Annotated in this window: 17 protein-coding genes; 10 read left to right on the forward strand and 7 right to left on the reverse strand. The window is 72.4% G+C overall.

Features of this window, described 5'->3' with window-relative positions; translation table 11 throughout:
* Positions 1 to 5: 5 nt before the first annotated feature.
* On the forward strand, positions 6 to 2,273 hold the full coding sequence (locus ABD844_RS46200; protein WP_344894010.1) for an ABC transporter permease: 2,268 nt from the start codon (positions 6 to 8) through the stop codon (positions 2,271 to 2,273).
* On the opposite strand, the gene treS is transcribed toward ABD844_RS46200, so the two are convergent.
* Positions 2,260 to 4,053 (reverse strand): maltose alpha-D-glucosyltransferase, encoded by a 1,794-nt coding sequence (gene treS, locus ABD844_RS46205; protein WP_344894013.1) that lies wholly within the window; start codon positions 4,051 to 4,053, stop codon positions 2,260 to 2,262. The genes ABD844_RS46200 and treS overlap by 14 nt on opposite strands.
* 264 nt (positions 4,054 to 4,317) lie before the next feature.
* A complete protein-coding gene (locus ABD844_RS46210; protein ID WP_344894016.1) occupies positions 4,318 to 5,952 on the reverse strand; it encodes an asparagine synthetase B family protein in 1,635 nt (544 codons plus the stop codon).
* Between the two features lie 71 nt (positions 5,953 to 6,023).
* Between ABD844_RS46210 and ABD844_RS46215 the strand changes: the two genes are divergently transcribed.
* From ABD844_RS46215 to ABD844_RS46230, 4 genes are all read left to right on the forward strand, one after another.
* Positions 6,024 to 7,871, forward strand: coding sequence for a hypothetical protein (locus ABD844_RS46215; RefSeq protein ID WP_344894019.1), 1,848 nt, complete (start codon positions 6,024 to 6,026; stop codon positions 7,869 to 7,871).
* 10 nt (positions 7,872 to 7,881) lie between these two features.
* Positions 7,882 to 8,505 (forward strand): anticodon-binding protein, encoded by a 624-nt coding sequence (locus tag ABD844_RS46220; RefSeq protein ID WP_344894022.1) that lies wholly within the window; start codon positions 7,882 to 7,884, stop codon positions 8,503 to 8,505.
* A 124-nt stretch (positions 8,506 to 8,629) separates the two neighbouring features.
* Positions 8,630 to 10,012: a diaminopimelate decarboxylase gene (lysA, locus tag ABD844_RS46225; protein ID WP_344894025.1), complete on the forward strand. Its 1,383-nt coding sequence runs from the start codon at positions 8,630 to 8,632 to the stop codon at positions 10,010 to 10,012.
* Positions 10,009 to 11,298, forward strand: a complete 1,290-nt coding sequence (locus ABD844_RS46230) for a homoserine dehydrogenase (protein WP_344894028.1) — start codon at positions 10,009 to 10,011, stop codon at positions 11,296 to 11,298. Before lysA ends, ABD844_RS46230 begins: the two co-directional genes overlap by 4 nt.
* A 16-nt stretch (positions 11,299 to 11,314) precedes the next feature.
* Here ABD844_RS46230 and ABD844_RS46235 read toward each other — a convergent pair whose 3' ends face one another.
* The 4 genes from ABD844_RS46235 to ABD844_RS46250 are packed head-to-tail and all read right to left on the reverse strand — an operon-like array spanning position 11,315 to position 17,110.
* A complete protein-coding gene (locus ABD844_RS46235) occupies positions 11,315 to 13,123 on the reverse strand; it encodes a glycosyltransferase family 2 protein (protein ID WP_344894031.1) in 1,809 nt (602 codons plus the stop codon).
* Entirely contained in the window at positions 13,120 to 15,174 is a 2,055-nt protein-coding gene (locus ABD844_RS46240; protein ID WP_344894034.1) for a glycosyltransferase, read from the reverse strand. The genes ABD844_RS46235 and ABD844_RS46240 overlap by 4 nt, the downstream gene beginning before the upstream one ends.
* Entirely contained in the window at positions 15,171 to 16,673 is a 1,503-nt protein-coding gene (locus tag ABD844_RS46245; RefSeq protein WP_344894037.1) for a glycosyltransferase family 2 protein, read from the reverse strand. Before ABD844_RS46245 ends, ABD844_RS46240 begins: the two co-directional genes overlap by 4 nt.
* On the reverse strand, positions 16,670 to 17,110 hold the full coding sequence (locus ABD844_RS46250; RefSeq protein WP_344894040.1) for a hypothetical protein: 441 nt from the start codon (positions 17,108 to 17,110) through the stop codon (positions 16,670 to 16,672). Before ABD844_RS46250 ends, ABD844_RS46245 begins: the two co-directional genes overlap by 4 nt.
* Positions 17,111 to 17,360: 250 nt before the next feature.
* Here ABD844_RS46250 and ABD844_RS46255 point away from each other — a divergent pair, with 250 nt between their 5' ends.
* Positions 17,361 to 18,437, forward strand: coding sequence for a glycosyltransferase family 2 protein (locus ABD844_RS46255; RefSeq protein ID WP_344894043.1), 1,077 nt, complete (start codon positions 17,361 to 17,363; stop codon positions 18,435 to 18,437).
* Positions 18,434 to 20,152, forward strand: a complete 1,719-nt coding sequence (locus tag ABD844_RS46260; RefSeq protein ID WP_344894046.1) for a glycosyltransferase — start codon at positions 18,434 to 18,436, stop codon at positions 20,150 to 20,152. Before ABD844_RS46255 ends, ABD844_RS46260 begins: the two co-directional genes overlap by 4 nt.
* A gap of 39 nt (positions 20,153 to 20,191) precedes the next feature.
* Here ABD844_RS46260 and ABD844_RS46265 read toward each other — a convergent pair whose 3' ends face one another.
* Positions 20,192 to 21,679, reverse strand: coding sequence for a glycosyltransferase family 2 protein (locus ABD844_RS46265; RefSeq protein WP_344894049.1), 1,488 nt, complete (start codon positions 21,677 to 21,679; stop codon positions 20,192 to 20,194).
* 230 nt (positions 21,680 to 21,909) lie between these two features.
* On the opposite strand from ABD844_RS46265, the gene thrC reads away from it, so the two are divergent.
* The 3 genes from thrC to ABD844_RS46280 form a co-directional block, all read left to right on the forward strand.
* A complete protein-coding gene (thrC, locus tag ABD844_RS46270) occupies positions 21,910 to 22,968 on the forward strand; it encodes a threonine synthase (protein WP_344894052.1) in 1,059 nt (352 codons plus the stop codon).
* Between the two features lie 38 nt (positions 22,969 to 23,006).
* The gene (gene thrB / locus ABD844_RS46275; protein ID WP_344894056.1) at positions 23,007 to 23,912 is read left to right on the forward strand and encodes a homoserine kinase; all 906 of its coding nucleotides are present in this window, start codon (positions 23,007 to 23,009) and stop codon (positions 23,910 to 23,912) included.
* Between the two features lie 457 nt (positions 23,913 to 24,369).
* Positions 24,370 to 24,868: Rho termination factor N-terminal domain-containing protein (locus ABD844_RS46280; protein ID WP_344894059.1), on the forward strand; the 499-nt coding region annotated here is incomplete at its 3' end.

Here is a 24,868-nt window from a genome sequence, read left to right on the forward strand (position 1 = left end):
GACACATGAGCACCGCGCTGGCCGGCAGCCGGTGGATCAGGGCCGACCTGCGGGCCAGGAAGGGCCAGGCGGTGCTGACCGTGCTGGCCGTGGCCGGCATCGTGGCCGCGCTGATCACCGCGGCGACCCTGCTCGAAGAGGGCACCAACCCGTGGCGCAGCCTCTTCGCCCAGACCGACGGGGCCCACGTCTGGCTCTACACCAAGAACAGCCCCCAGGTGGCCCTGGGCGGCATCGAGGGTGTGACGCAGACCGCGGGGCCGTACCGGTCGGCTCCGGTCACCGTGGCCCAGGACGGCAAGAAGGAGCCCGCGGCGCTGCGCGCCATGCCCGCCGCACCGCCCGCGGTGGCCCACCCCGTGGTGGCCGAGGGCAGGTGGCTCGACCCGGCCCAGCCCGACGGGGTGGTCGTCGAGCGCTCCTTCGCCGGGTCCCTCGGGCTCAGGATCGGCGCCCCCTTCACGATCATCGCGCTCAGTGGCGAGCGCCACACCCTCTACGTACGCGGCATCGCCGACTCCGCCGAGCAGGGCTTCTACCCCGAGTGGACCCCGGGCCTGGCCTATGTGCTGCCCACCATGCTCGACCGCGTCGAGCCCATGATGGGCCGCAGCGAATGGGTCACCGGTCTGCGCCTGGCCGACGCCGAGGCGTCCCAGGTCGTCTCCCAGCGGGTCGTGGTCATGCTGGAGGACCACCTCCAGCGCGTCTACACCTGGCGCGAGGTCAGGGCCGCGATGGAGCTGGACAACCGGCTGCTGGGCACGCTGCTGGCGCTGTTCGGCGTGGCCGGGCTCGTGGCCGCCGCGCTCGCGCTGGCCAACGCCGCCGGCGGCCGGGTGCTCGGCCAGCTCCGCGACCTGGCCACGCTCAAGTCGATGGGCTTCACCCGCGGCCAGGTGGCGCTGCTGCTCCTGGTCGAGCACGGCGCGCTCGGGCTGCTGGGCGTCGTCGTGGGCGCCTTCGCGGGCTGGGGCGTGATGGCGGCGATGCTCGGGCCCACCTCCGTGGCGCCCACCCCCGTGCTGGCCATCGTGGCGGGCACGGCCCTGCTGGTGCTTGCCGCCGTCTGGGTGCCCGCCTGGCGCGGCGGGCGCACGCCGCCGATCCCCGACGTGCCCTCGGGGCCGCCAAGGGGCCGCCTGTCCCGGCTGGCCCGGCTGGGCCTGCTCGTACGCCTCCCGCCCGCCCTCGTCCTCGGCACCCGCGACGCCTTCACCCGGCGGGTGCCGGCGTTCCTGACGGCGTTCGGGCTGGCCGTGCCCATGATGATGATCACCGTCGGGCTCGGCGTGTGGGCCACGCTGGACAACTTCCTGGCCCACCCGGAACAGGTGGGCCAGCACGCCGCGCTGCACGTCAGACCGGGCAAGCTGGAGCCGGCCGCGGCCGAGCGGATCGCCCGTCAAGACCGTGACGTCGCCGCGGTCTACCCGGGCACCGACGTCAACGCGCTGGCCCCGGGCGAGGCCCGCTCGGTCAGGGTGCGGGCGGTCGGCAGCTCGACGAGCCCCTACCCGTTCCCCGTGGTCGAGGGCCGCATGTACGGCCGCCAGGGCGAGGCGGTGGCCGGCCAGGGCCTGCTCGACCTGCTCGGGCTCAAGATCGGCGACCGGGTGCGGCTCACTGTGGGCGGCAGCCCGCTGATCGTCAGGATCGTGGGCCGCACCGTCGAGCCCGAGCAGGACGGCGTGGTGCTCTCGCTGGGGATCGACAGCCTGGAGGCCAAGGACGCGGTGCCGCCCGAGTACTACGCGCTGGCACTCAAGACGGGCGCCGACCCTTCGGAGGTGCGCGGCCGGCTGCTGTCGGAGACGGGTGAGGGCCTCGAGGTGCAGGCCGTGGTCAACCCGGCCGACCGGCTGTCGATCATCAGGGTGGTGATCGTGGCGCTGATCGCCGTGCTGACCCTCATCGGGCTGGCCAACCTGCTCACCGCCAGCGCGCTGGGCCTGCGCGACCACGCCTTCGACCTGGCCGTGCTCAAGGCCATGGGGCTGACCCCGCGCCAGGTCATGGCCACGCTGGTGACCGGTACGGGCCTGCTGGTGGTGCTGGGCATCGGCGTGGGCGCGGCGGCCGGCTACTTCGTCGTCACCGGCCTGATCGACCTGCAGGGGCACACCAGCGGCGTCGGGGCGGGCATCGGCCGGGCCCCGTCGCCGCTGACTCTGACCGTGACCGTGCTGGTGGCCGTGGGCACGGCCCTGGCGGTCGCGCTCATCCCTGCGCGCCGCGCGGCCCGTGCCCAGGTGCCGGTCACCTCGCGCTGAGGCTCTCCGGATCGGTCACGCGCCGCGCGGTGCGCACCGGCGTCCGCACGGAGGTCTGCTCGGACGTCCGCGGGTGCTCGCGTGCCTGGTCGGGCTGCTTCAGCGCGAACCAGTAGAAGCCGTGCCCCGGCAGCGTGAGCAGGTAAGGCAGCTCCCCGATGGCCGGGAAGGGCACCCCGCCCCGCGCCTCGACCGGCGTCATGCCCTCGAAGCGCCGCAGGTCCAGCTCGACCGGCTGCGGGAACTTCGACAGGTTGTTCACGCACAGCATCACGTCGTCGCGGTCCTCGCGCACGTACGTGAGCACGCACGGGTTGGACGACCACATTTCCGTGTACGCCCCCACGCCGAAGACCGGGTGCCTGCGCCGGATCTCCAGCATCTTGCGGGTGAAGTGCAGCAGCGACCCCTCGTGGCGCTGCTGGGCCTCCACGTTGACGCCCTGGTAGCCGTAGATCGGGTCCATGACCGCGGGCAGGTAGAGCCGCCCGGGGTCGGCCGAGGAGAACCCGGCGTTGCGGTCGGGGCTCCACTGCATCGGCGTGCGGACCGAGTCGCGGTCCTCCAGCCAGATGTTGTCACCCATGCCGATCTCGTCGCCGTAGTAGATGACCGGCGAGCCGGGCAGCGACAGCAGCAGCGCCGTGAACAGCTCGATGCGGTCCCGGTCGTTGTCGAGCAGCGGGGCGAGGCGGCGGCGGATGCCCAGGTAGGCGCGCATGCGCGGGTCCTTGGCGTATTCCTTGTGCATGTAGTCGCGCTCTTCCTCGGTGACCGTCTCGAGCGTGAGCTCGTCGTGGTTGCGCAGGAAGATGCCCCACTGCGCCGTCTCCGGCAGCTTGGGCGTGCGCGACATGATCTCGGAGATCGGCTCGCGGGTCTCCTTCTTGACCGCCATGTAGATGCGCGGCATCAGCGGGAAGTGGAAGGCCATGTGGCACTCGTCGCCGCCCACGGTGGGGTCGCCGAAGTACTCCACCACGTCCTCCGGCCAGCCGTTGGCCTCGGCCAGCAGCACCCGGTCGGGGTAGAGGCGGTCGACCTCCGCACGGACCTTCTTCAGGTACGCGTGCGTCTCCGGCAGCCCGGAGCAGGCCGTGCCCTCGCGCTCGAACAGGTAGGGGACCGCGTCCAGCCGGAACCCGTCGATGCCCAGGTCGAGCCAGAACCGCAGGACCTCCAGCATGGCCTCCTGCACCGCCGGGTTGTCATAGTTCAGGTCCGGCTGGTGGTGGAAGAAGCGGTGCCAGTAGTACTGCTTGCGCACCGGGTCGTAGGTCCAGTTCGACTCCTCGGCGCCGATGAAGATGATCGGCGCGTCCGGGTAACCGCCAGGGGTGTCCGACCACACGTAGAAGTCCCCGTACGGCCCCTCGGGGTCGTGCCGGGACGCCTGGAACCAGGGGTGCCGGTCACTGGTGTGGTTCATCACGAGGTCGGTGATGATCCGCAGGCCGCGCTCGTGTGCGGCCTCGATCAACTGCACGAAGTCCCCCAAGTCCCCAAAATCCGGGAGGATCTTCATGTAATCCGAAATGTCGTACCCGCCGTCGCGCAGCGGCGACTCGTACAACGGCAGCAGCCACAGGCAGTCCACACCGAGCCACTCGAGGTACCCGAGCTTCTCGGTGAGACCGCGAAGGTCGCCGGTGCCGTCGCCGTTGGAGTCCTTGAACCCCCGGACGAGAACCTCATAGAAGACCGCCCGCTTGTACCAGGCTGGGTCCTCCGAGACGAAGGCCTCGGAGATCGGCTCCGGCGTTGGGGATGCGTTGATCATGATGTCGCTCACAGGAAGAGATGTGGGCAGGACGAAGTCACCGGTTACCCCGGCGTTACTAGCTGGTGACTGCGCCGCGTGGAGTCGTCATCCCTGCGTACTCCACTGTCCTCGAACGAGACCGGATTTGTGATCTGGTGCCCGTTTGCGCGGCGCTTACGGGCCGAACACTACCAGCCCGTCGGCTTTCCGGAACCCGCTTCTGCTGTGCGACGGTTAATACCCGTGAGATCCGTGTGTAATCGCCCTGTTACCCAGGGTTCACTAAAAAGGAGTGGTCAGATCCGAGAGATCGTTTTCGAAGTCGTTCAGCCACAGCCCGAAGAGCACAAGACCGCGCACCCAGAAACGATCGTTCCAGCCGTTGAACCTGGTCAGAGCGTCAGGGCCGCCCGCGACGACCTCGTGCAGCTCCTCCGAGAGCAGTCCGGGCACGCGGCCCGCCAGGGTCTCCAGCATGCTGTGCGCGTAGTGCCGGGCCGGGGCCGCCGTCGACCTCAGCGGCACCCTCCTCAGCGGCTGCTTGACCACGTTCGTCGAGGGCAGAGCGGCCACCCGCGGGTTGGCCGCGTGCAGCACCTCGCGGTAGAAGCGGCCCTTGGCCTTCCTGGCCACCCCGACCGACAGCGCGGCGTCGAAGAACTCGGGATGGATGAACGGCGCCGCGAACGACGCCTCAGGCCCCACCAGGTTGACCGCCGAACGCGCGATGCCCCGCACGGTCCTCGTGTGCAGCACCGACAGCGGCAGCTCGGCCCGGTGCCCGTGGAGCATGGAGGTCGTGGCCAGGAACTGCTCGCGGACGGTCTCCTCCATCCACTCCCGCGCCGCCTCCGACAGGAACGGCTGCGTGGGCCGGCCCAGCGAGAGCGAGTCCAGCACGGCCGCCGAGCGCTCAGCCTGCGTCCTGGCCTCCAGGGCGGCCCCGCTGACCATGAAGTTCTTCAGCAGCGGCCCGCCGGCCAGCCCGTCGACCAGGATTCGGCCCGCGCCGTGCACCTCCTTGGCGAAGGGGGCGTACCAGGCGTGGTGGGGGGTCAGGTATTCGAGCCTGCGCGCCACCTCCGTCGCGTCCTGCGGGTAGGCGGCGGCGTCCTGCGTGATCACCCGGTGCGGTATGCCCAGCTCCTTGGTGATCGCCTGGGCGAAGGCGATGTCGGTGTCGGTGCCGTCGTCGGGGCTGGTCGTCCACGACTCGACGTCCGCGCCGCGCGCCTTGGCCACGCTCGCCAGCAGCCGGGAGTCGTAGCCGCCGCTGACCGGCACCAGCAGCGCGCGCCCGTCGTATTCCGCGTAGACGCCGTCGAGCAGCTCGACGATCTCCCGCGGGCTGACCCACGCCTCGTACGGCTCGGTACGCAGCCAGCGCGGCAGCCTGCGCTCCGTGAGAAGCCTGCCGCGCTCGAACACCAGCGCCCCGGCCCCCGGCAGCCGCTTGACCTCCGTGTACGGGGTCGCCTCGCCCAGCGGGAACGTCACCTGGAGTATCGAGGCCCACGCCGACCAGTCGATCTCGATGGGCACGAGGCTGAGCAGCGGATGGATCAGGGAGGAGAAGTAGACCGCCTCCCCGAGGCGTACGTAGTAGACGTCCACCAGGCCCAGCGCGCCCGTGTGCAGCGTCACCCGCGCGCCGTCGCCGATCAGCCCCGGCGTCTCGTACGTCTCCGCGACCGTGATCCACTCGTCGGCCGCCTTCGGCCTGCGCTCGCCCCAGGCGAACGCGTACGCGTCGCCCGCCCGGTGGTAGGGCGGCAGCGGGGCGGAGCTGAACAGGGCCGCGTCGGCCGCCTGGAGCGCCGGGCGGACCTTGGGCCCGGCGGCCGTGAGCTTGCCGAGCAGCGCGGTGTCGATCCGGCCGAGAGCGCCGCAGACGTAGGGCCGCACGTTGAACTGCACCGGATCTCATCCCTTCGAGACGCTTTGCAAAAGAGTATCCTTTGCCGGGCTACGAGAGCGGAGGTCCTGGTTTGTCCATCGAGCTTGAGAGCACGCGGAAGGCGCTGCGCGAGGCCGTCTCCCAGGCCGGGCGCGCGGCCGAGCTGGCCAGGCTGCTGGACGCCGCCCAGGCCAAGCTGGCCGCCGCCGAGCAGAGCGTCGAGGAGGCCAAGGCGCTGGCTGAGCAGTTGAGCGAGGCCGAGGAGCGGCTGGCCGCCGAGCAGGCCGCGGCCGACAGGCTCCGCAAGGAGCTGGCCGAGCAGAGCTTCCAGGCCGAGGTGGCCAACTGGAAGCTGTCGTCCATCAAGGTCGCCCGCTGGAGCCGGCTCGGCGACGCCATCAGGACCGGCAAGAGCAACCCGGTACGCCTGGCCAAGGGACTCAAGGGCGCCGCCAAGCCGGTCAAGCGGCCCATCGCGCCCAAGCGCAAGCCCGTGGCGAGCGCCGCCAAGCCCAAGGACGAGCGCCCAGGGGCCGCGTTCCAGGCCACCACCACGACCAGGACGCTCGGGGGCGCCTCGTTCAAGCTCAAGCCGTTCCGGGTGCCGACCGGCCCCAACACGCGCCCTCACCTGACGGCAGCGGTGATCGCCGACCCGCACGCCGAGGCTCTGCTGCGCTACGAGTGGCGCCAGACGACCGGCTTCACGCCCCGCGACTTCGCCAGGGTGCTCCCGATCGAGGTGCCCCACCTGCTGGTCGTCGAGTCCGTCGCCCAGGGGCCGTGGGTCGAGGAGATCACCGGCGAGCCCGGCGAGGGGCTCAAGGCGCTGCTGGCCTGGTGCGCCGAGCGCGGCATCCGCACGGTCTTCTGGCACACGGGGGGCGACGTCTCGGCGTACGCGGCGGCGGCCGAGCTGTTCGAGCACCGCTTCACGGCCGACCTTTCCGTGGCCTGGCCGCGGCTGCAGTTCGGGGTGCAGCCCCGGGTGCACAACCCGCTGCCGCTGGCCGGGGGCCGCATCGACCGGGTGCTCACGCTCGACCAGCTCCTTCCCAGCCACCTGGGCTATCCCGACATCCTGACCTCCTACCGCTGGCCGGCCGCCGCCGACTGCCCGCCGGGCACGCCGCAGTGGCGGCTGGCCGAGCTGGCCGCCTGCGGCACGTCCATCGGCACCGAGTCCGACTCGCGGCGGGCGCACGTGGCGATGCGGCGGGCGTACTCGATGGGCACGATGAGCGAGCGCATCGACGAGATGCTCGCCGCCATCGGGCTGCCCAGCGCCCGGCCCACCCTCAACACCTCGGTCCTGCTGGCCGTGCTCGACCCGTACCTGCTGGAGCACGCGCTGGCGCAGGTCGCCAAGCAGTCGGGCGTCGACCAGGTCATCGTCATCGGGCCGCCGGAGGCCGAGCTGCGGGCCCGCGACGTGCTGCCGGACGTGGAGATCATCTGCCGTCGCCCGTCCGTCGAGATGACCGAGGGCGCGCTGCTCAACGTGGGCCTCGACCTGTGCGAGGCGGACCTGGTGGCGGTCATGGACCCGCGCGACGTCTACGGCCCCCACTATCTGTCGGACCTGCGCAGGGCCTTCCTGTTCAGCACCGCCGACATCATCGGCAAGGCCGCCTTCTACGCGCACCTGCGCAAACCCCAGGCCACGCTGCTCAAGCAGCCCGACGCCGAGTACACCTACCTCCCCGAGGTCACCGGCGGCACGCTGCTGGCCCGCCGCAACGCGCTGCGCGAGCTGCGCTTCGCCGACCTCACCGAGGGCTGGGACGAGGTGCTCATGCGGCAGTGCCGTACGGACGGGATCAAGGTGTTCTCGGCCGACCGCTTCGGCTACGTCCGGGTGCGTGACGAGGACCGCTGGCTGCTCGGCGCGGCCCACCTGGTCGAATACGGCTCGGCGGAGCCCCACGCGCTCATCTAGGGTCGTCCCCATGACGCCTGGGGAGCTGGCAGGGGTGCTGGGGGAGCCGCCGGCGCCCGAGGGCACGTGGGAGCGCGAGGCCCGGTACGTGTCCGCGGCCGCGCTGCGGCGGCGGGTGCCCCCCGAGGAGCTGGCCTCCCTGGTGCGGGCGCTGCCCGGGGTCGACTCCGTCGAGGTGCGCGCCGACGGGCTGCTGCGGATCGCCGTCGGCGTGCCGGGCGCGCTGGTGGTGGAGGTCGGGCCGGTCGACCTGCCCGAGCCCGCCTGGCCCGACTTCCCGCGTACGTGGGACAACCCGGGCTTCGTGGTCCGCTACGCGCACGCCAGGGCCTGCGCCGTGCGGCGGTGGGCGGGGGAGCTGGGCGTGTCCGAGGCCGGGTTCCGGCCCGAGCTGCTGGACGACCCCTGCCACCGCCGGGTGCTGCGGGTGCTGGCGGAGCTGCCCGGCCGGCTGGGCGGCAGACAGCCCGGCTGGGAGAGCTACCTGCTCCGGCTGGCGCTGGCCTACCACGACGCCCACGAGCGGGCCCCCGCCGTCCCCGTGGGTGACGAGGAGCCGGGGCCGGTGCACACGGCGCGGGTGCGGCTCGCACAGGCGGTGCGGATGGTGCTGCCGGGGCCGGAGCGCTTGTAACGTGTCACAAAATATCCGGCCAAACGGCGAAAAAACGTAAAAATATCCCTGCTGAAGCTTGATCGCGTCTCGATACGTGGTCACCGGGTCATGGCTCACTTGCGCTTCCGATAGCCTCGATCGGGTGAGTCGATTCGCCCATCCCGCCGGGGACCGGCACGCCGAGATGCTGCCCCACGAGCGCCCGCCGCTGGCGCCCGCCGACCTCAACCGGATCAACCCCGCGATCTGGCCCCGAACGTCGGCCCGGACCGACGGCGCGCTCACGGTCGGCGGCGTCGACGTCCGCGACCTGGCCCGCGAGCACGGCACGCCCCTCTACGTCCTCGACGAGGACGACGTGCGCTCCCGCATGCGCGACTACGCCACCGCCTTCGCCGGCTCCGAGGTCCACTACGCCGGCAAGGCGTTCCTGTGCAGGGAGATCGTGCGCTGGCTCCAGGAGGAGGGCCTCGGGCTCGACGTGGCCAGCAGCGGCGAGCTGGCGGTCGCGCTGAGCGTCGGCTTCCCCGCCGGGCGCATCACCATGCACGGCAACAACAAGTCCGCGGCCGAGCTCACCAAGGCTCTGCGGGCGGGCGTCGGGCACATCGTGGTCGACTCGTTCGACGAGATCGCCAGGCTCGGCTACCTCGCCGAGCAGCACGGCAAGCGGCCCAAGGTGATGGTCAGGGTGACCACCGGGGTCGAGGCGCACACGCACGAGTTCATCGCCACGGCGCACGACGACCAGAAGTTCGGGCTGTCGCTGAGCACCGGGGCGGCGGCCGAGGCCGTACGCAGGATCCTGGCCCTTCCCCAGCTCGAGCTGGTCGGGCTGCACTCGCACATCGGCTCCCAGATCGTCGACACGGCCGGGTTCGAGGTGGCCGCGCGGCGGCTGGCCACGCTGCTCGTCCAGATCAAGGACGAGCACGGCGTGGTGCTGCCCGAGCTCGACCTCGGCGGCGGCTACGGCATCGCCTACGTCGAGGGCGACGAGGCCCCCGACATCAAGGAGCTGGCCGACGGCCTGCGCGAGATCGTCTCCAAGGTGTGCGTGGACGCCGGCCTGCCGGTGCCCCGCCTGACCGTCGAGCCCGGCCGCACCATCGTCGGCCCCGGCGGCATCACCCTCTACGAGGTCGGCACGATCAAGGACGTCGAAGGGCTGCGCACCTACGTCAGCGTCGACGGGGGCATGAGCGACAACGTGCGCACGGCACTCTACGCCGCCGAATACACCGCCGTGCTGGCCAGCCGCGCCAGCGAGGCCGAGCCCATGCTCAGCCGCCTGGTGGGCAAGCATTGCGAGAGCGGCGACATCGTCGTACGCGACTTCCACCTGCCGTCCGACCTCGCCCCGGGCGACCTGATCGCCGTGGCCGCGACCGGCGCCTACTGCCGTTCGCTGGCCAACAACTACAACTACCTGCCCAAGCCGGCCGTGGTCGCCGTCTCCGGCGGCTCCTCCCGCGTGATCGTGCAGGGTGAGACCGAGGACGACTTGTTGAGGGGGCAGCTGTGAAACCGCTGAAAGTGGCTCTGCTGGGCTGCGGCGTCGTCGGCTCGCAGGTCATCAGGCTCATGCACGAGCAGGCCACAGACCTGGCCGCCCGCGTCGGGGCGCCGCTGGAGCTGGCCGGGGTCGCCGTGCGCAGGCTGGGCCGCAAACGCGACGTCGAGATCGATCCCGCGCTGCTGACCACCGACGCTGAGTCGCTGGTCACCCGCGACGACGTCGACATCGTGATCGAGGTCATCGGCGGCATCGAGCCCGCCCGCTCGCTCATCGTGGCCGCCCTGTCGAGGGGCAAGTCGGTGGTCACCGCCAACAAGGCGCTGCTGGCCGAAGACGGCGCCACCCTCCACGAGGCCGCCAGGTCGGGCGACGGCGACCTCTACTTCGAGGCCAGCGTGGCCGGGGCCATCCCGCTCCTGCGGCCCCTGCGCGAGTCGCTGGCCGGCGACCACGTCAACCGGGTGCTCGGCATCGTCAACGGCACCACCAACTACATCCTCGACAAGATGGACTCCACGGGCGCGTCCTTCACCGACGCGCTGGAGGAGGCCCAGACCCTGGGCTACGCCGAGGCCGACCCCACCGCCGACGTCGAGGGCTTCGACGCCGCCGCCAAGGCCGCCATCCTGGCCGGGCTCGGCTTCCACAGCCGCGTGCGCGCGGAAGAGGTGCACCGCGAGGGCATCACCGAGATCACCGCCACCGACGTGGCCTCGGCCAAGGCCATGGGCTACGTCATCAAGCTGCTGGCCATCTGCGCCCGCTCCGACGACGGCCGCTCGTTCGGGGTGCGGGTGCACCCGGCGATGATCCCCCGCTCACACCCGCTGGCCGGGGTGCGCGAGGCGTACAACGCGGTCTTCGTGGAGGCGGAGTCGGCGGGGCAGCTCATGTTCTACGGCAAGGGCGCGGGCGGGGCCCCGACGGCCTCGGCGGTGCTCGGCGACCTGGTCGCCGTCGGGCGCAACCGCCTGGCGGGCACCCGGGGGCCGGAGGAGTCGACGTACGCGGAGCTGGCCGTGCACCCCATGGGGGAGACGGTCACGCGCTGCCACGTGGCCCTCGACGTGGCCGACAAGCCGGGCGTGCTGGCGCGGGTGGCCGAGCTGTTCGCCAAGCACGACGTGTCGATCCAGACCGTGCGCCAGGAGGGCCACGGCGACGACGCCCAGCTCGTCATCGTCACCCACCGCGCCACCGACGCCGCCCTGACGGCGACGATGGAGGGGCTGCGGGAGCTGGACATCGTCCGCGCGGTGGCGAGCGTGATGCGCGTGGAGGGCGACGAGTAGCCCTGCCGGAGCCCGCCTACTCGTCACCGGGGAAGGCCAGGCCGCGGACGCGGCGCACGGCGCGCTTGAGCACCGTGCGGTCCCGGTTCCCGGCCTGCTCCCTGGCCAGCCGGACCGCCTCGCGCCGCCACGCCTCGGCCTTCTCGTGCCATCGGGCCGCGTCCCTGCCGCTCTTGCCCGCCGCCTTGCGCAGTTGCCCCAGCTCCGCCCTGAGACTGGTCGTGCGCTTGCGGTAGAGGGCCAGCTCCTTCTCGTACGCGGCCGTGAGCAGGTCGAGGTCCGACGGCGGCGGTTTGCGCGGCGGGTAGAAGGCCGGGCGGCGCCGCAGCCCCCACGACTCCCCGTCCACCCACTCCAGGCCGAACAGGGCGTCCACAAGGTCGTCCAGCTCGTGGTCGGCCAGGTCGCCGCCTGGCGTCGCGACCAGCGCGGCCCGGGAAAGCGCGGCCGTGCGGTCCAGGCGGGCCACCGTGACGCCCGCCCGCGTCTCCTCCAGCGCGACGCAGAGCGTGCCCAGGTCGTGCTCCTCCATGTACTCCACCAGCCGCTGCACCGCGTCCTTCGCCACGACCCAGCCCGGCGGCAGCGACAGCCGGAACGGGGCCGTGCCGGGCAGGGCGGCGTCCCCGGCCCTGGGGAGGTGGACGCGGGCGTCGTGGGCGAAGGCGGCGTCGAGGAGCCGCAGGTCGAGGTACGGGTCGGCCAGCGGGGAGCGGCGTTCGGCGGTGAGCGAGTCCCAGGGGCCGGTGACGGTGACCCTGACGTCGGGGAGGGAACCGGCCAGGAGGGAGTCCACGCTCGCCCGTACGTCCTCGTACGAGCCCTCCGGGACCGTCGCCTCCACGTACGGCACCAGCCACTGCCGCCCCGCGTCCGTACGCAGGTAGCGCCGGTAGGGGACGCGGTCGGCCACGTACGGGTCGTTGTAGCGCTTCAACGCCTGGAAGTCGCGCATGGCCGTGGGCAGGCCGACGTGCCACGCCCTGGACTCCGGGTCGGGCACGTACACGACGCCCGCCTGCGTGAGCCGGTACCCCAGCTCCGTGTCCTCCGCCAGCACCAGCGAGGTGTCCATGCCGCCGATCGAGCGCAGCAGCGCGGCCGGGTACGACACCGTGGCCCCCACGTGGATCCGGGTGGCCAGGGAGTTCGGGGCGGTGCGCAGGCCGTCGTGGTCCTGGATGATCTTCTCGGCCCAGTCGTGCCGCTGCGGGGAGAGGGGGAACAGCTCCGCCTCCGTGCCCGTCTCCAGAGCCCTCCTGACCTGCTCAGGCGTGGGCAGGGCCGCGCCCCTCCCCATGGGGTCCGGCGCCGTCGAGCCTGGCGCTGTGGAGTCGGCCACGGTTGAGGCGGCTGCGGTGGAGTCGGCCGCGGTGGAGTCGGCCGCGGTGAAGTCGATCCAGCCCAGCACCACCACGTATGGGGCCAGGTGGTGCCACCGGAGCTGGGCCTCCACGTGGTGCCTGTGCGGCACCATGTCGGCGTCCAGGACGAAGACGACCTCGCCGGTCGCGGCGTCGAGGCCCGCCTGCACCGCCCAGGCCCGCCCCCACCCGCCCGGCGGGCTGGAGACGAGCTTCGTCCGCGATGGGACGATCTCGGGCAGGTGCAGCGGCGTGCTGCTGCCGTCGTCCACGACGATGACGTCGAGGAGGTGCTCGGGGTAGGTCTGCGCCGAGAGGGCCGCGAGGGTCAGGTCCAGGGTCTCCTGGCGGTTGTACGCCGGGATCACGACGGTGACCGTGCGCGTGGGCTCCCAGGCGCCCAGCTCGGGCGGGGCGAGGACGCCGAAGTCGTTGCGGCGGATGCGCGGGATGCCGGTCATGGGCGCGCGCTCCCGTCGAGCGGCGACGGGCTCCCGTCGACCGGGGCGACCGGCGCGGGTCCCTTGCCCGGGTCCGCCGGGGCGTCCGGGGCTGCCGGGACGTCCAGGTCGGCCGGGGCGTCCAGGTCGGCAGGGGTGTCCAGGTGCATCAGGGCGCTCGGGCGGAAGCCGCGCCACTGCCGCCTGTTGCGCTGCAGGAACGTCCCGATCGGCTCCTGCCAGGTGTGGTTGGCGGCCGGGCCGCGGCGCAGGATGTACCCGAGCCCGTGCGTACGGTAGATCTGCCCGCCCGCGGCCTGCAACGCCTCCTGGAACTGGGTGTCCACCGACCGCCGCAGCGGCCTGAACCCGCCCACCGCCTGGAACGCAGAACGCTCCACCAGGATCGTCCCCCCGGCCACGAAGCTGGTGATCTGCTCGGTGACCTGCCTGCGGTGCACGGTGACGTCGATGGACGAAAGGTAGACGAACTCCGGCACCGTCCCGACCACCTGGGCCCCCGAGTACGCGTGGGCCAGCAGCAGATCGGCCAGGAAGTCGGGGCCGTACCAGTCGTCGTCGTCCATCTTCAGCAGGAACGACCCGGAGGCCCTGGCGGCGGCGTCGTTCAGCACCTCGCCGAACACGGCCCGGTGGTCTGCCTCGAACACGGTCAGCGGCCCCTCGAACGCGTTGATCGCCGCCGCCACGTCCGGATGCCCCTTCGGCACCCCGTGCAGGGCGAGGATCACCTCGAGCCGGGCGTCGCGCTGCCGGGCGACCTGCTCCAGCGCGAACGCCACCATGTCGGCCCGGCGCGTGGCCAGCAGCACCGAGGTCAGCGGGGGAGCCTGGGCGGGGGCGCCGAGTTGCTCCCACCGGGCCGCCACCCCGTGCGTACGCAGGGCGGCCCGGCGCAGGCGGATGCTGTGCTCCTCCCGCCGCAGTTCGTCGGTGAGGTCGGGGGAGCGCGAGATCAGCGCGACGAGGTCGTCCCCGAGCGCGCGGGCCCAGCGCGGCACCGCCTCGGCCACCACCAGCGGCACCCCGGCGGCGGCCAGCCCGGCCAGCACGCGTACGGCCGCCAGCGGCCCGCTGTGCGCGTGCAGCCAGCCGACCTCGACGCCGCGGATCTGCCGCAGCCTGGCCACGTCGGCGTCGGTGACCCCGCCCGACTCCGCGAACGACGTCACGACCTTCCCGTCCAGCACCACCGACCAGCGCCCGTCGCGCTCGGACAGGGCCGCCATGCCGCGGGCGGGCGTGGTGACGAACCCCTGCGGGTTCACCAGCCGCTCGTCCACCGGCGGGATCATGGACGGCTCACCCAGCACGTCGGGATCGGCCAGCGGTGAACCGCCCATCCCGGGCCGCCCCAGGCGCTCCCAGCTCACGGCCCGCAGCGCCGGCCGCTCGATGGGCGTCTCTTCCCCGGCCCACTCCGCGTCGCCGGACGCCTGCTCGCGCGGCTCCGCGAGGTCCGCCCCGAGCGTACGCAGCACGAGGTCGCTGCCCGGCGCGCCGACCCGCTCGGGCACGGGCCCGGCCAGCTCCGCGGGCGTCGCGTTCGGGTCACCGGGCCGCCAGTCGGCCGCGCCCACGCCCGCGATGGCCGCCGCGGGAGCCGCGATGACGTCGAGCCGGTGCCCGGCGAACGCGCGTGCCGTGGCCGTCACCGTACGCCCGGCGGGGGTGGCGGCCGAGAAACGCGCGTCCACCACCCAGACCCGGTTCTTCGGCTGGTACACCCGCAGGTCCACCAGCGACCGCCAGCGGTGCGCCGGCGTGGGCGTGGGGACGGGGGCCGGATGCGCGGCCGGCGTGTCGAGCACGGCCACCACCACCCGCTCGGCCTGCGGCAGCAGCTTGTGCAGCGTGGCGATCCTGCGCAGATCGGCGGGTGTCCCGGCCAGGACGAGGACCTCGCGTACGGGCTCCGGCTCCGTCACGGGCTCCAGCAGGTCCCGGTCCAGGTCCACCACGCCGCCCTCGTGGGAGGGCAGCTCCGGGTCGTCGATGCCGGCGGCGTACACCCGGGCCCCGTCCAGCTCCGCCAGCAGCCGCTCGATCATCCGGCGCTCCGCAGGTGACGGATGATCGAGTGCAGCGGGCCGCGCCGCTCCTGCTCGCCCGAGGGCTCGGCGGCGGCGGTGAGCCGGTCGACCTCGGCGGTCAGCCGGGCCACCTCGGTTCGCAGCTCCTTGACCTCGCCCTGCCGTTGCCCGGCCAGCGCCCGCCACTTGGCCGGCTCCCCGGTCAGCGGCTCGGCCTGCGCCGCCGTCGCGAAGCCGTACTCGGATCCGCTGACCCACTCCGACCCGAACAGCTCGTCCACCAGGTCGTCGGCGGCGCCAGGGAGCAGGGCGGCGCGGGCGAAGGCGGCCGTACGCTCCAGGCGGGCCGTGACGACCCCGCTCCCGCCCTCCGCGAGCGCCACGCACACCAGGCCGAGCACGTCGCGGTCGGCGTGGCGGACGAGCGCGGCCAGCGTGTCGGCGCCCAGCACCCACCCGGTGGGCACGGTGACCAGGAAGGGCGCGGGCGCGGCCGAGACCGGTACGCTCTCCGCGAACTCCACCCGGGGCTCATGGGCGTAGTGATGGCTCAGCAGCCGCAGCTCCAGCATCGGATCGTCGAGGCTGGAACGCCGTTCGCCGGTCAGCTTGCCCCAGGGGCCGACGATCGTGACCGCCGCGTCGGTGAGCGTGCCCGCCAGCGCCGAGTCCACGGTCGCCCGCGTCTCCTCGTACGTGGTGGCGGTCACCGCGACGCGCACGTACGGGACCAGCCACGTGCGGCGGGGATGCCCGCGCAGCCAGCGCAGGTCGGGGATCAGGTCACCGAGGTACGACCAGTTGTGCCGGTGCACCTCCTTCTCGCGCAGCATGACCGTGGAGGGGCCGACGTGCCATCCCCTGGCCTCGGGGTCGGGGACGAACACCGCTCCCGCCTGGGCCAGCCGGTAGCCCAGCTCGGTGTCCTCGGCCATGTTCAGCGAGGCGTCCACGCCGCCCGCCGCCCGCAGCAGCTCGGTCCGTACGGAGGAGGAGGCCCCAGTGTGCAGCAGGTACGCGCTCGCCCCCGCGTCCTTGAGCCGCCTGGTGGACTCCAGCGTCTTCCTCGTGTACTCCGTCTGGACGCCCTCCTCGCCCGGCGCGTCCACGAACCTGGTGTCGCCGATCACCACCGCGTAGTCGATCAGGTGGTGCCAGCGCATGTGCGCCTCGAGGTGGTCGTCGGCCAGGATCATGTCCGCGTCGAGCCAGTGGACCACGTCGCCCGTGGCCGCGAGCTGCCCGGTCTGGCGGGCGGTGCCGCGTCCCCAGCCGTCGGCCACCCGTACGACCCGGGCCCCGGCCGCCTCGATCGGCGGCTCGCTGCCGTCGTCGGCGACGACCACCTCGACCAGCTCGGCCGGGTACGTCTGCCGCGCCAGCGCCGCGATCGTGCGCTCCAGCGCCTCCGCGCAGTTGTAGGCCGGGATGACCACGGACACCCGCAGCGTGGGCCGCCACGTACCCAGTGCGGGCGGGCGCAGCACGCCGTAGTCGTTGTGCCGGACCCGCGTCATACGCGGTCCTTGGTGGCCAGCGCGCGGACCTCCTCGCGCAGCTCCTGCACCTCGCGCGCCTGAGCCATGGCGTTGACCCGGTCCTCGCCGAGCGAGGCCAGGATCGCGCCCAGGTCGTCGGCCCGCCGCGCGGCCGAGTCCTCGACGGCCCGCACCAGCACGTCCAGCCTGGTCTCGATGTTCTTCAGCGCTGCCGTGCTCCTGGCCAGCTCGGCCTCGTGTTTCTTCATCCGCAGGTCGATCCGGTGCGCCTTGCCGTCGATGCGGCGCACGGTGAGCAGGGCAAGGGCGAGGGCCGCCAGCGTGACCAGGAACGCCACCGCGGTCGCCGCGGCACCGAACGTGATCAGATCGGCGAGGACGAGGAGCGCCAGCCCGCCGAGGATGATTGCTGCCAGAGGTGCGGCGGTCGCCGCCAGTCGGCGAGGCGAGAGCATCCGCGCAAACCTTTCGTGATTTACAACTTTTTCATGGACATCAGCGGCGTCACGGACATCCAGGGATTATTGACACCCTAATAAACATCGGCAACTATCGCGCCATAAGTTCTGAAAGATCACAGCGAACGTTCAGGCTCATCACCTGCGCCACCGGGCTTGCCGAATGTGTCACTCTCGTCTACTCGTGCGTAAAACCGGCGTAAGGTAGGCGCCGATCGAGTCCAAACGATCGAGGAGCACACCACCCATGTCCGTCACCCCCTGCGGCTTCACCCGCACGCCGGACAAGGGGCCGGCCCCCCTGCGCTGGGCCGACGGCGACTGGACGGTCGAGGGCCGGCGGCCCGAGGTGTCGTCGCTGCGCCCCCTGCGAGGGCTGGAGGTCGAGTGGCCCGACGCGCCGGTGCCGCTCGACGGGCTGATGCTGCTGGCCGCCGCCGGGGTGCCGCTGACCGCCGACCGCGCCGCGCCCTGGGTGCCCGCCGACCTCGCCGCGCTGCTCACCGACCGCGACTGGCTCGGCCACGTCCCCGACGGCACCACACGCTGCCTGGCCGACCTGCGGCGCGAGGAGCACAGCGTACGCCTGCGCCGCCTGGCCCACCCGGCCGCCGCTCCCGCGCAGGTCAGCATCGTCATGGCGACCAAGCGCCCGGGGCTGGTGGGCGCGGCCCTGGCCCAGATGGAGCGCCAGCGGGACGTCTCGGCCGAGGTCCTGCTGGGCCTGCACGGGGTGGCCTTCGAGCAGGTACGCGAGGCGGTCGAGCGCTGTTCGCTGCCCGTGAAATGGGTCGAGGCGGCGCAGACGGTGCCGTTCGGAGAGGTGCTCAACCGGGCGGCGGGCCTGGCGAGCGGCGACCACCTCGCGAAGTGGGACGACGACGACTGGTACGGCCCGCGCCATCTGGCCGACCTGGTCATGGCCCTGGCGTACACGGGGGCCGACGTGGTGGGCACGACGGCCGAGTTCTTCTACCTCGAACCGCTGAGGGCGACGATCAGGCGCACGACGTTCGCCAGCGGGGCGAGCTATCCGAGCGAGGTCTGGGCGGATCACGTGGCGGGCGGCACGATCCTGGTGCCCAGGGTAAAATTTCAGGAAATAGGTGGATTTCCTGGTCTGCCCAGGGCTGTTGATCTTGAATTTCTGAAAGCGGCCCAAAAGGCCGGCGCCCGTACCTACCGGACCCATGGGCTCGGTTACGTCCTGCGCAGGGGCCTCAGCGCCGAGCACACGTGGCAGCTCCCGCTGGCCCACTTCGTCAAGGTGGCCGCCAACCAGTGGCGCGGCTTCCGTCCCAGCCTGCTGATGGAAGCCGCATGACCGCCCCCGCCCGCCGGGTACGCGGCAACGACTACCGGGTGCTCGCCCCCGAGCCCCACTTCACCCCCCGCCTGACCGTCAGCGTGGTCATCCCGGCGTACGGCGGCCAGAACAAGCTCGACCTGGTCTTACAGGCGCTGGCCCGGCAGACCTACCCGGCGGAGCTGACGGAGGTCATCGTCGTCGACAACGCCAGCTCCCCGCCGTTACGCCTGCCCGAGGGCGCCCGCGCCCGCCTGGTCGTCTGCGAGCGCCCCGGCCGGGCCGCCGCCCGCAACGCGGGCCTGGCCGAGGCCACCGGCGAGGTGATCCACTGGCTCGACTCCGACGTGGTGCTGACCCCCGGCGCGATCGAGGCCCACATGCGCTGGCACCACGCCGCCCCCTACCTCGTCGTGACCGGCTACATCCGCTTCACCGCCGCCGACGTGCCCGCCGAGCTGCCGCACGACCTCGAGACGGCCTTCGAACCCGCCGAGCCGCACGCCTGGCTCGTGGACCTGGTCGAGCGCACCGACGGCCTCACCGACAACCCCCAGCGCCCCTTCAGCCTGCACGTCGGCGGCGCCACCTCGGTCGGCGCCCGCCTCGTCGAGGCCGCCGGGCCCATGGACGAGGAGCTGATACTCGGCCAGGACACCGAGATGGGCTACCGGCTGTGGCAGGCGGGCGCGGTCTTCGTACCGGAGCCGGCGGCCCGCGCCTACCACCTTGGGCCGACCATGCGCATGCGCGACAAGCAGCCCATCGACCGGGTCAGCCACGCCTTCGTGGCCGACCGCATCCCTGCCTACCGGTGGCTCAGAGGGCATCCAGGGCGGCAGTGGAAGGTCCCGTACGTCACGGCGGTGGTGGACGGGACGGGCGGCTACGACGGCGTGCGCGCGACGGTGGACGCCCTGCTGGCCTGCACCGTGCCCGACCTGTCGGTGCTCGTGACCGGCCCCTGGGACACGCTCGGCCGCGACCACCGCGCCCCGCTCGAAGATCCGGACCTGGAGCTGGTGCTCGTCCACGGGCACTACCGCCACGAGGGACGGGTGCGCCTGGCCGAGACCGGCGACGTCGACCCTGCCGTGCCGTTCGTGCTGCGGCTGCCCGGCGGGTGGATCCCCGGCGAGGACACCCTCGCCCGCCTCCTCGACCTGGCCCGCGACGAGGGGCTGGGGCTGGTCGACGTGCTGCTGGGGGAGTCGTCCGAGTGCGTCGTGGCGGCCCGGCTGGAGCGCGCCTCGTCCTTCGCCAGGGCCCGCCTCGTCGCGGCCGAGGGCGAAGACCTCGACGACGCCGTGGACACGGTGTCCGGCGTGGCCTGGGTCGCGGGCGAGACCTACGGCTTCTTCACCACGGGCCCGACCACAGGGCCGACCGCGGGCTCGACCGCGAATCCGACCGCGAATCCGACTGCGGGCCCGGCCATGGATCTGACCGCTGAGGCGGCGGAGGCCCCGCTGGGGCGGCGCGGGGCGTACCGTGCCCGCGCGGCGGCACGGGCGGAGGCCGCCCGGCTGGCCAAGGAGGCCGAGCGGCTGCGGGCCCAGGTGGCCAAGTGGAAGGAGGAGGCGGGGCGCTGGCGCAAATCGGCCGTGGAGCTGCGGCGCGAGGTCGGCGCGTTACGCCGCCAGCTCGCCGCCGCCGGCCGCGCCCAGCAGGGCCTGCGCACGCTGGTCTCCACCACGATGAGACGCGCCCTCGGCAGACGCCTGCGCGGCTGACCCCGGCCGCTCCGCCCGGGGGGAAGACCTCCGGGGCCGTCAGTTGGGGCGCAGGGCGGACTTCAGCCGCCGCAGCAGCGTGCGCTCCGGCGCCTCGCCCGGGACGCCCACCGGCTCCTGAGCGAGTGGCCGGGCCTGCTTCTGCGCCTGACTGTTCTGGGGCTCGTTGAGTGCCGGGACGACCACCGGCTCGGGCTGCGGGGGAGCGGGCCAGAAGCGGTCGGGAGTCTCGTGGCGGACGCCGTGCGTGGCGTCGATGATCTCGTCCGGATCGTCGCCCGCGTCGCCGAGCAGCGCGGCGCGGCCCAGGGCCGAGGTACGTTCGAGCCGGGCCGTACGCCCGTCGGGCAGGTCCACCACCAGCACGCCCGCGAGGTCCTTCTGCACCGACTCGATCATCCGCTCCAGCGTCGCCCGGTGCAGCGGCACGTCCACCGGCCCCCGATAGCGGAACGGGGTCGGCGCGGGCGTCGGGGCGGCCTCGTCGATGAGCCGGACGCGTTCGTCGTGCGCGAACAGGTCACGCATGAGCCGCAGCTCGAAACACGGGTCCGACAGCGCGAAGCGGCGCGAGTCGTTCAGCCGCGACCACGGCCCCACCAGCGTCACCACGACGTCCTGCAGCTTGCCGTCCAGCGCCGCCGCCACCGCCTGCCGCACCACCGACTCGGAGGTGTCGGTGACGTCGAGCACGATCTCCACGTACGGCACCAGCCACCGCCGCCCCCGGTCCTTGCGCAGGTCTCTGCGCTGCGGGATCCGGTGCGCCAGGTACGGCTCCACCGCCCGCACGGCCCGCTCCCGGTCGCGGTGCTGGGCCGGCAGCCCCAGGTGCACGGCCTGGGCGGCCGGATCGGGCACGAACACCACCCCGTGCATGGCCAGCCGGTACGCGAACTCGGTGTCCTCTCCCCTGGCCACGGTCGGGTCGAGCCCGCCCACCGCGTGGAAGACCTCCCTGGGAAGGGCGAAGGTCGGCCCGGTGCACACGTGGTAGGGGTTGCGGCTCTTGCGCAGCCCGTCGGTCTTGGCGATCGTCGCCTCGGTGGAGCTCGCCACGGCCGCGTCCAGGTCGAACAGCTCTCCCAGGTGTCCCGCCAGAAAGACCTGTCCGGGGGTGACCGGCGGCGCGTCGACGAACCTCTTCATGCCGATCGTGACCAGGTAGTCCGTCACGTGGTGCCAGCGGGCCATGGCCTCGATGTGCTCGCGGCAGGCCACCATGTCGGAGTCGAGACGCTGGATGATCTCTCCGTCGGCGGCCTTGGCGCCCGTGTTGACGGCGTTGGAGATGCCCCAGCCGTCGTGGACCCGTACGAGGCGGGTGTTGACCGGGCGGATCTCCGGCAGCCGGATCGGCGGACGGCTGCCGTCGTCGACGACCAGGACCTCCATGAGGTGCTCCGGGTACGTCTGCGCGGCCAGCGCCGCCAGCGTCAGGTCGAGCTTGTCCTGCCCTCCGTGCGCGGGTATCACCACGCTCACGGAAAGGGCGGGTGACCAGGCGCCGAGCTGCGGTGCCGCCACTGGTGAATAGTCGTTCTGCCTCAGAGCAGGACGCGCGTTCATGGTCGTGACCCCCTCCCGAGACCTTATCGGGAGATGCTGAGAATTTCCTGAATAGTGCCCCTGTCCAACGGGCGAGTCGCCCGGTGTGCGCCGGGTGTCCTGCCCGGTGTCCGACCCGGGACTCGGCACCAGGACGGTCGCCCGCACCCCGTAGACTCGGTGCCCAACAGCGCAGGTAGGGAGTCATCATGAGCAGGTCGTGGCGTGGCCTCATCGAGGAGTACCGCGAGCGTCTTCCGGTCACCCCGAAGACGCCGGTCATCACGCTGCTCGAGGGCGGCACGCCGCTGGTGCCCGCGCACCGCGTCTCCGCCCTCACGGGGTGTGACGTCTACCTGAAGGTCGAGGGGGCCAACCCGACGGGCAGCTTCAAGGACCGCGGGATGACCATGGCCATCAGCAAGGCGGTGGAAGAGGGGGCCAAGGCGGTCATCTGCGCCTCCACCGGCAACACCTCGGCGTCCGCGGCGGCCTACGCCGTACGCGCCGGGCTGACCTGCGCCGTGCTGGTGCCGCGGGGGAAGATCGCGATGGGCAAGCTGGCCCAGGCGCTCGTGCACGGGGCCACGCTGCTGCAGGTCGAGGGGTCGTTCGACGACTGCCTGGAGATGACCCGCAAGCTGTCGTCCAACTATCCGATCGCGCTGGTCAACTCCGTCAACCCGTTCAGGTTGCAGGGGCAGAAGACGGCGGCGTTCGAGATCGTCGACGCGCTGGGCGACGCGCCCGACATCCACTGCATCCCGGTGGGCAACGCGGGCAACATCTCGGCGTACTGGATGGGTTACTCCGAATACGCCGCCGACGGCGTGTCGACGAAACGGCCGCGCATGTTCGGCTTCCAGGCCAGCGGCGCGGCGCCGATCGTCCAGGGGGCGCCCGTCGCCCATCCGCACACGATCGCCACCGCGATCCGCATCGGCAACCCCGCCTCCTGGTCGCTGGCCACCGCGGCCCGCGACGAGTCCGGCGGAGTGATCCAGTCGGTGACCGACCGGCAGATCGCGGCGGCGTACAAGCTGCTGGCGCAGGAGGAGGGCGTGTTCGTGGAGCTCGCCTCGGCCGCCAGTGTCGCGGGCTTGCTGCAGGCCCACGGGGAGGGCATGGTGGAGGCGGGGCAGCGCATCGTCTGCACGGTCACGGGCAACGGCCTGAAAGATCCCGACTGGGCCATCTCGGGGGCTCCGGCGCCGGTGGTCATCCCCATCGACGTCCACGCCGCCGCGGCGGCGCTCAACCTCGCGTGACGGGGGCGCACGGGGAGTGACGAGGGAAAAGTGAACGAATGACAACCGTTGACATCCGCGTGCCCGCCACGTCGGCGAACCTGGGGCCCGGGTTCGACGCGCTGGGGCTGGCACTGAGCCTCCACGACGACGTCGAGGCCACGCTCACCGGCGAACGCGGCGTACACGTCAGCGTGGAGGGGGAGGGCGCGGGGGAGGTCGATACCGGCGAGGGTCACCTGGTCGTCAGGGCCATGCGCGCGGCGTTCGCGCGCATGGGTGTGCCCCAGCCGGAAGGCATACGCCTGCGCTGCCACAACAGGATTCCGCACGCGCGTGGCCTGGGGTCGTCGTCGGCGGCCGTGTGCGCGGGCATTCTCGCCGCGCGCGCCCTGGCCGGCGCCGAGTTCTCCGATGACGCGGTTTTCGCGCTGGCCACCGAGATGGAGGGCCATCCCGACAATGTCGCCCCCTGCCTGGCGGGCGGGCTGACCGTGGCGTGGTCCGACCACTCCGAGCTGCCGCGTATGGTGAAACTCGCTCCCGACCAGCGCATCCGTCCGGTCGTCGTCGTGCCGTCGGCACGGCTGTCCACGGAGGCGGCGCGGGGGCTCCTGCCGAAGGACGTGCCCCACAAGGACGCCTCCTTCAACGCCGGCCGGGCCGCGTTGCTGATCGCCGCGCTGACCCAGCGGCCGGAGCGCGAGCTGCTGCTCGCGGCCACGGAAGACCGCCTCCACCAGCCCTACCGCGCGCCTGCCATGAGGCAGAGCGCGGATCTGGTAGAACGTCTCCGTGCAGTGGGCGTGCCCGCGGTCGTTTCGGGAGCGGGGCCCACGGTTCTTGCGTTTTCGACATCGGATACGCAGGATTTGATCGCGCCAGAAGTGGGTAATGACTGGCACATCCAGCAAATGGACGTCGACCCGTTTGGTGCGAACGTTCAGTTCCCCGAGACACGCTGATGCCTCTTTAGACCTTCAGGGAATAGCCGTGTGCGCTGGTGATGTTAGGCTGGTAGCCGCACCAGATGCCCCCTTGGTGGGTGCGTGCTTGTCAGCCATACATCGCTGCATCATGCTTCACGTCGCGAGGCGTGGGCAGCGCGGCTGTCTCCCCGGAATCCGTTGCCTCCGGTTGGCCCACACCCGGTTGGCTCAACGCGAGGTGGCGACGACGGGGATCTGTGCGTTCGAATCATCTCGACATCTGGTTGGCGACAGCAATCTGGGGGGTGTCAGCCACGCGCCAAGGGCCATCGGCGGCGTGGGCGAGCCCCTCCCCAAGAGTGGCGGCCGTCTCAAGCGACAGCCGAAGATCGCAAAGTGCACCCCGACCCGGTCTGTCCCGCCGGATCGCAAGCACCTCCGGGACGCCCGGAAGAACAAATCCGGCGCCCGACCCCTGGGAAGGACCTTTTAGTTGAGCGACACCACCGAACTCCTCTCCGACGCATCAGGCGCTGAGCCGGCGTCCGGCGACACCCCCACCCGCGCTCCGGCCAAGCCGCGTGCGCGTCGCTCCGGCACCGGCCTGTCCGCCAAGGTGCTGCCCGAGCTGCAGAAGATGGCCGCGGAGCTGGGCATCAGCGGGACCGGGCGCATGCGGAAGAGCCAGCTCATCGCGGCCATCCAGGAGAAGCAGGGTGGCGGTTCCGGAGACGGCGCTACCCCGGCCGCCGCCGCGGCGGAGACGCCCGCCCTCGTTTCGACGGAGGCGGCGCCCGCGGCCGAGCGGCCCACCCGTACGCGCAGGGAACGTTCCCGCGTCAAGACCGCCGACGACCCCGCCCCGCAGCCCGCGCCGGCCCCGGCCGCCGACCCCGTGGTCGTCGCCCCTGAGCCGGTCGCCGCCGCTCCGGCGGAGCCCGTCGTGGAGCAGCAGCAGGAGGCCGGGCAGGGCGACCTGCGGGCCGAGCGCG

Source organism: Nonomuraea antimicrobica, from assembly GCF_039536965.1.
Lineage (GTDB): Bacteria > Actinomycetota > Actinomycetes > Streptosporangiales > Streptosporangiaceae > Nonomuraea > Nonomuraea antimicrobica.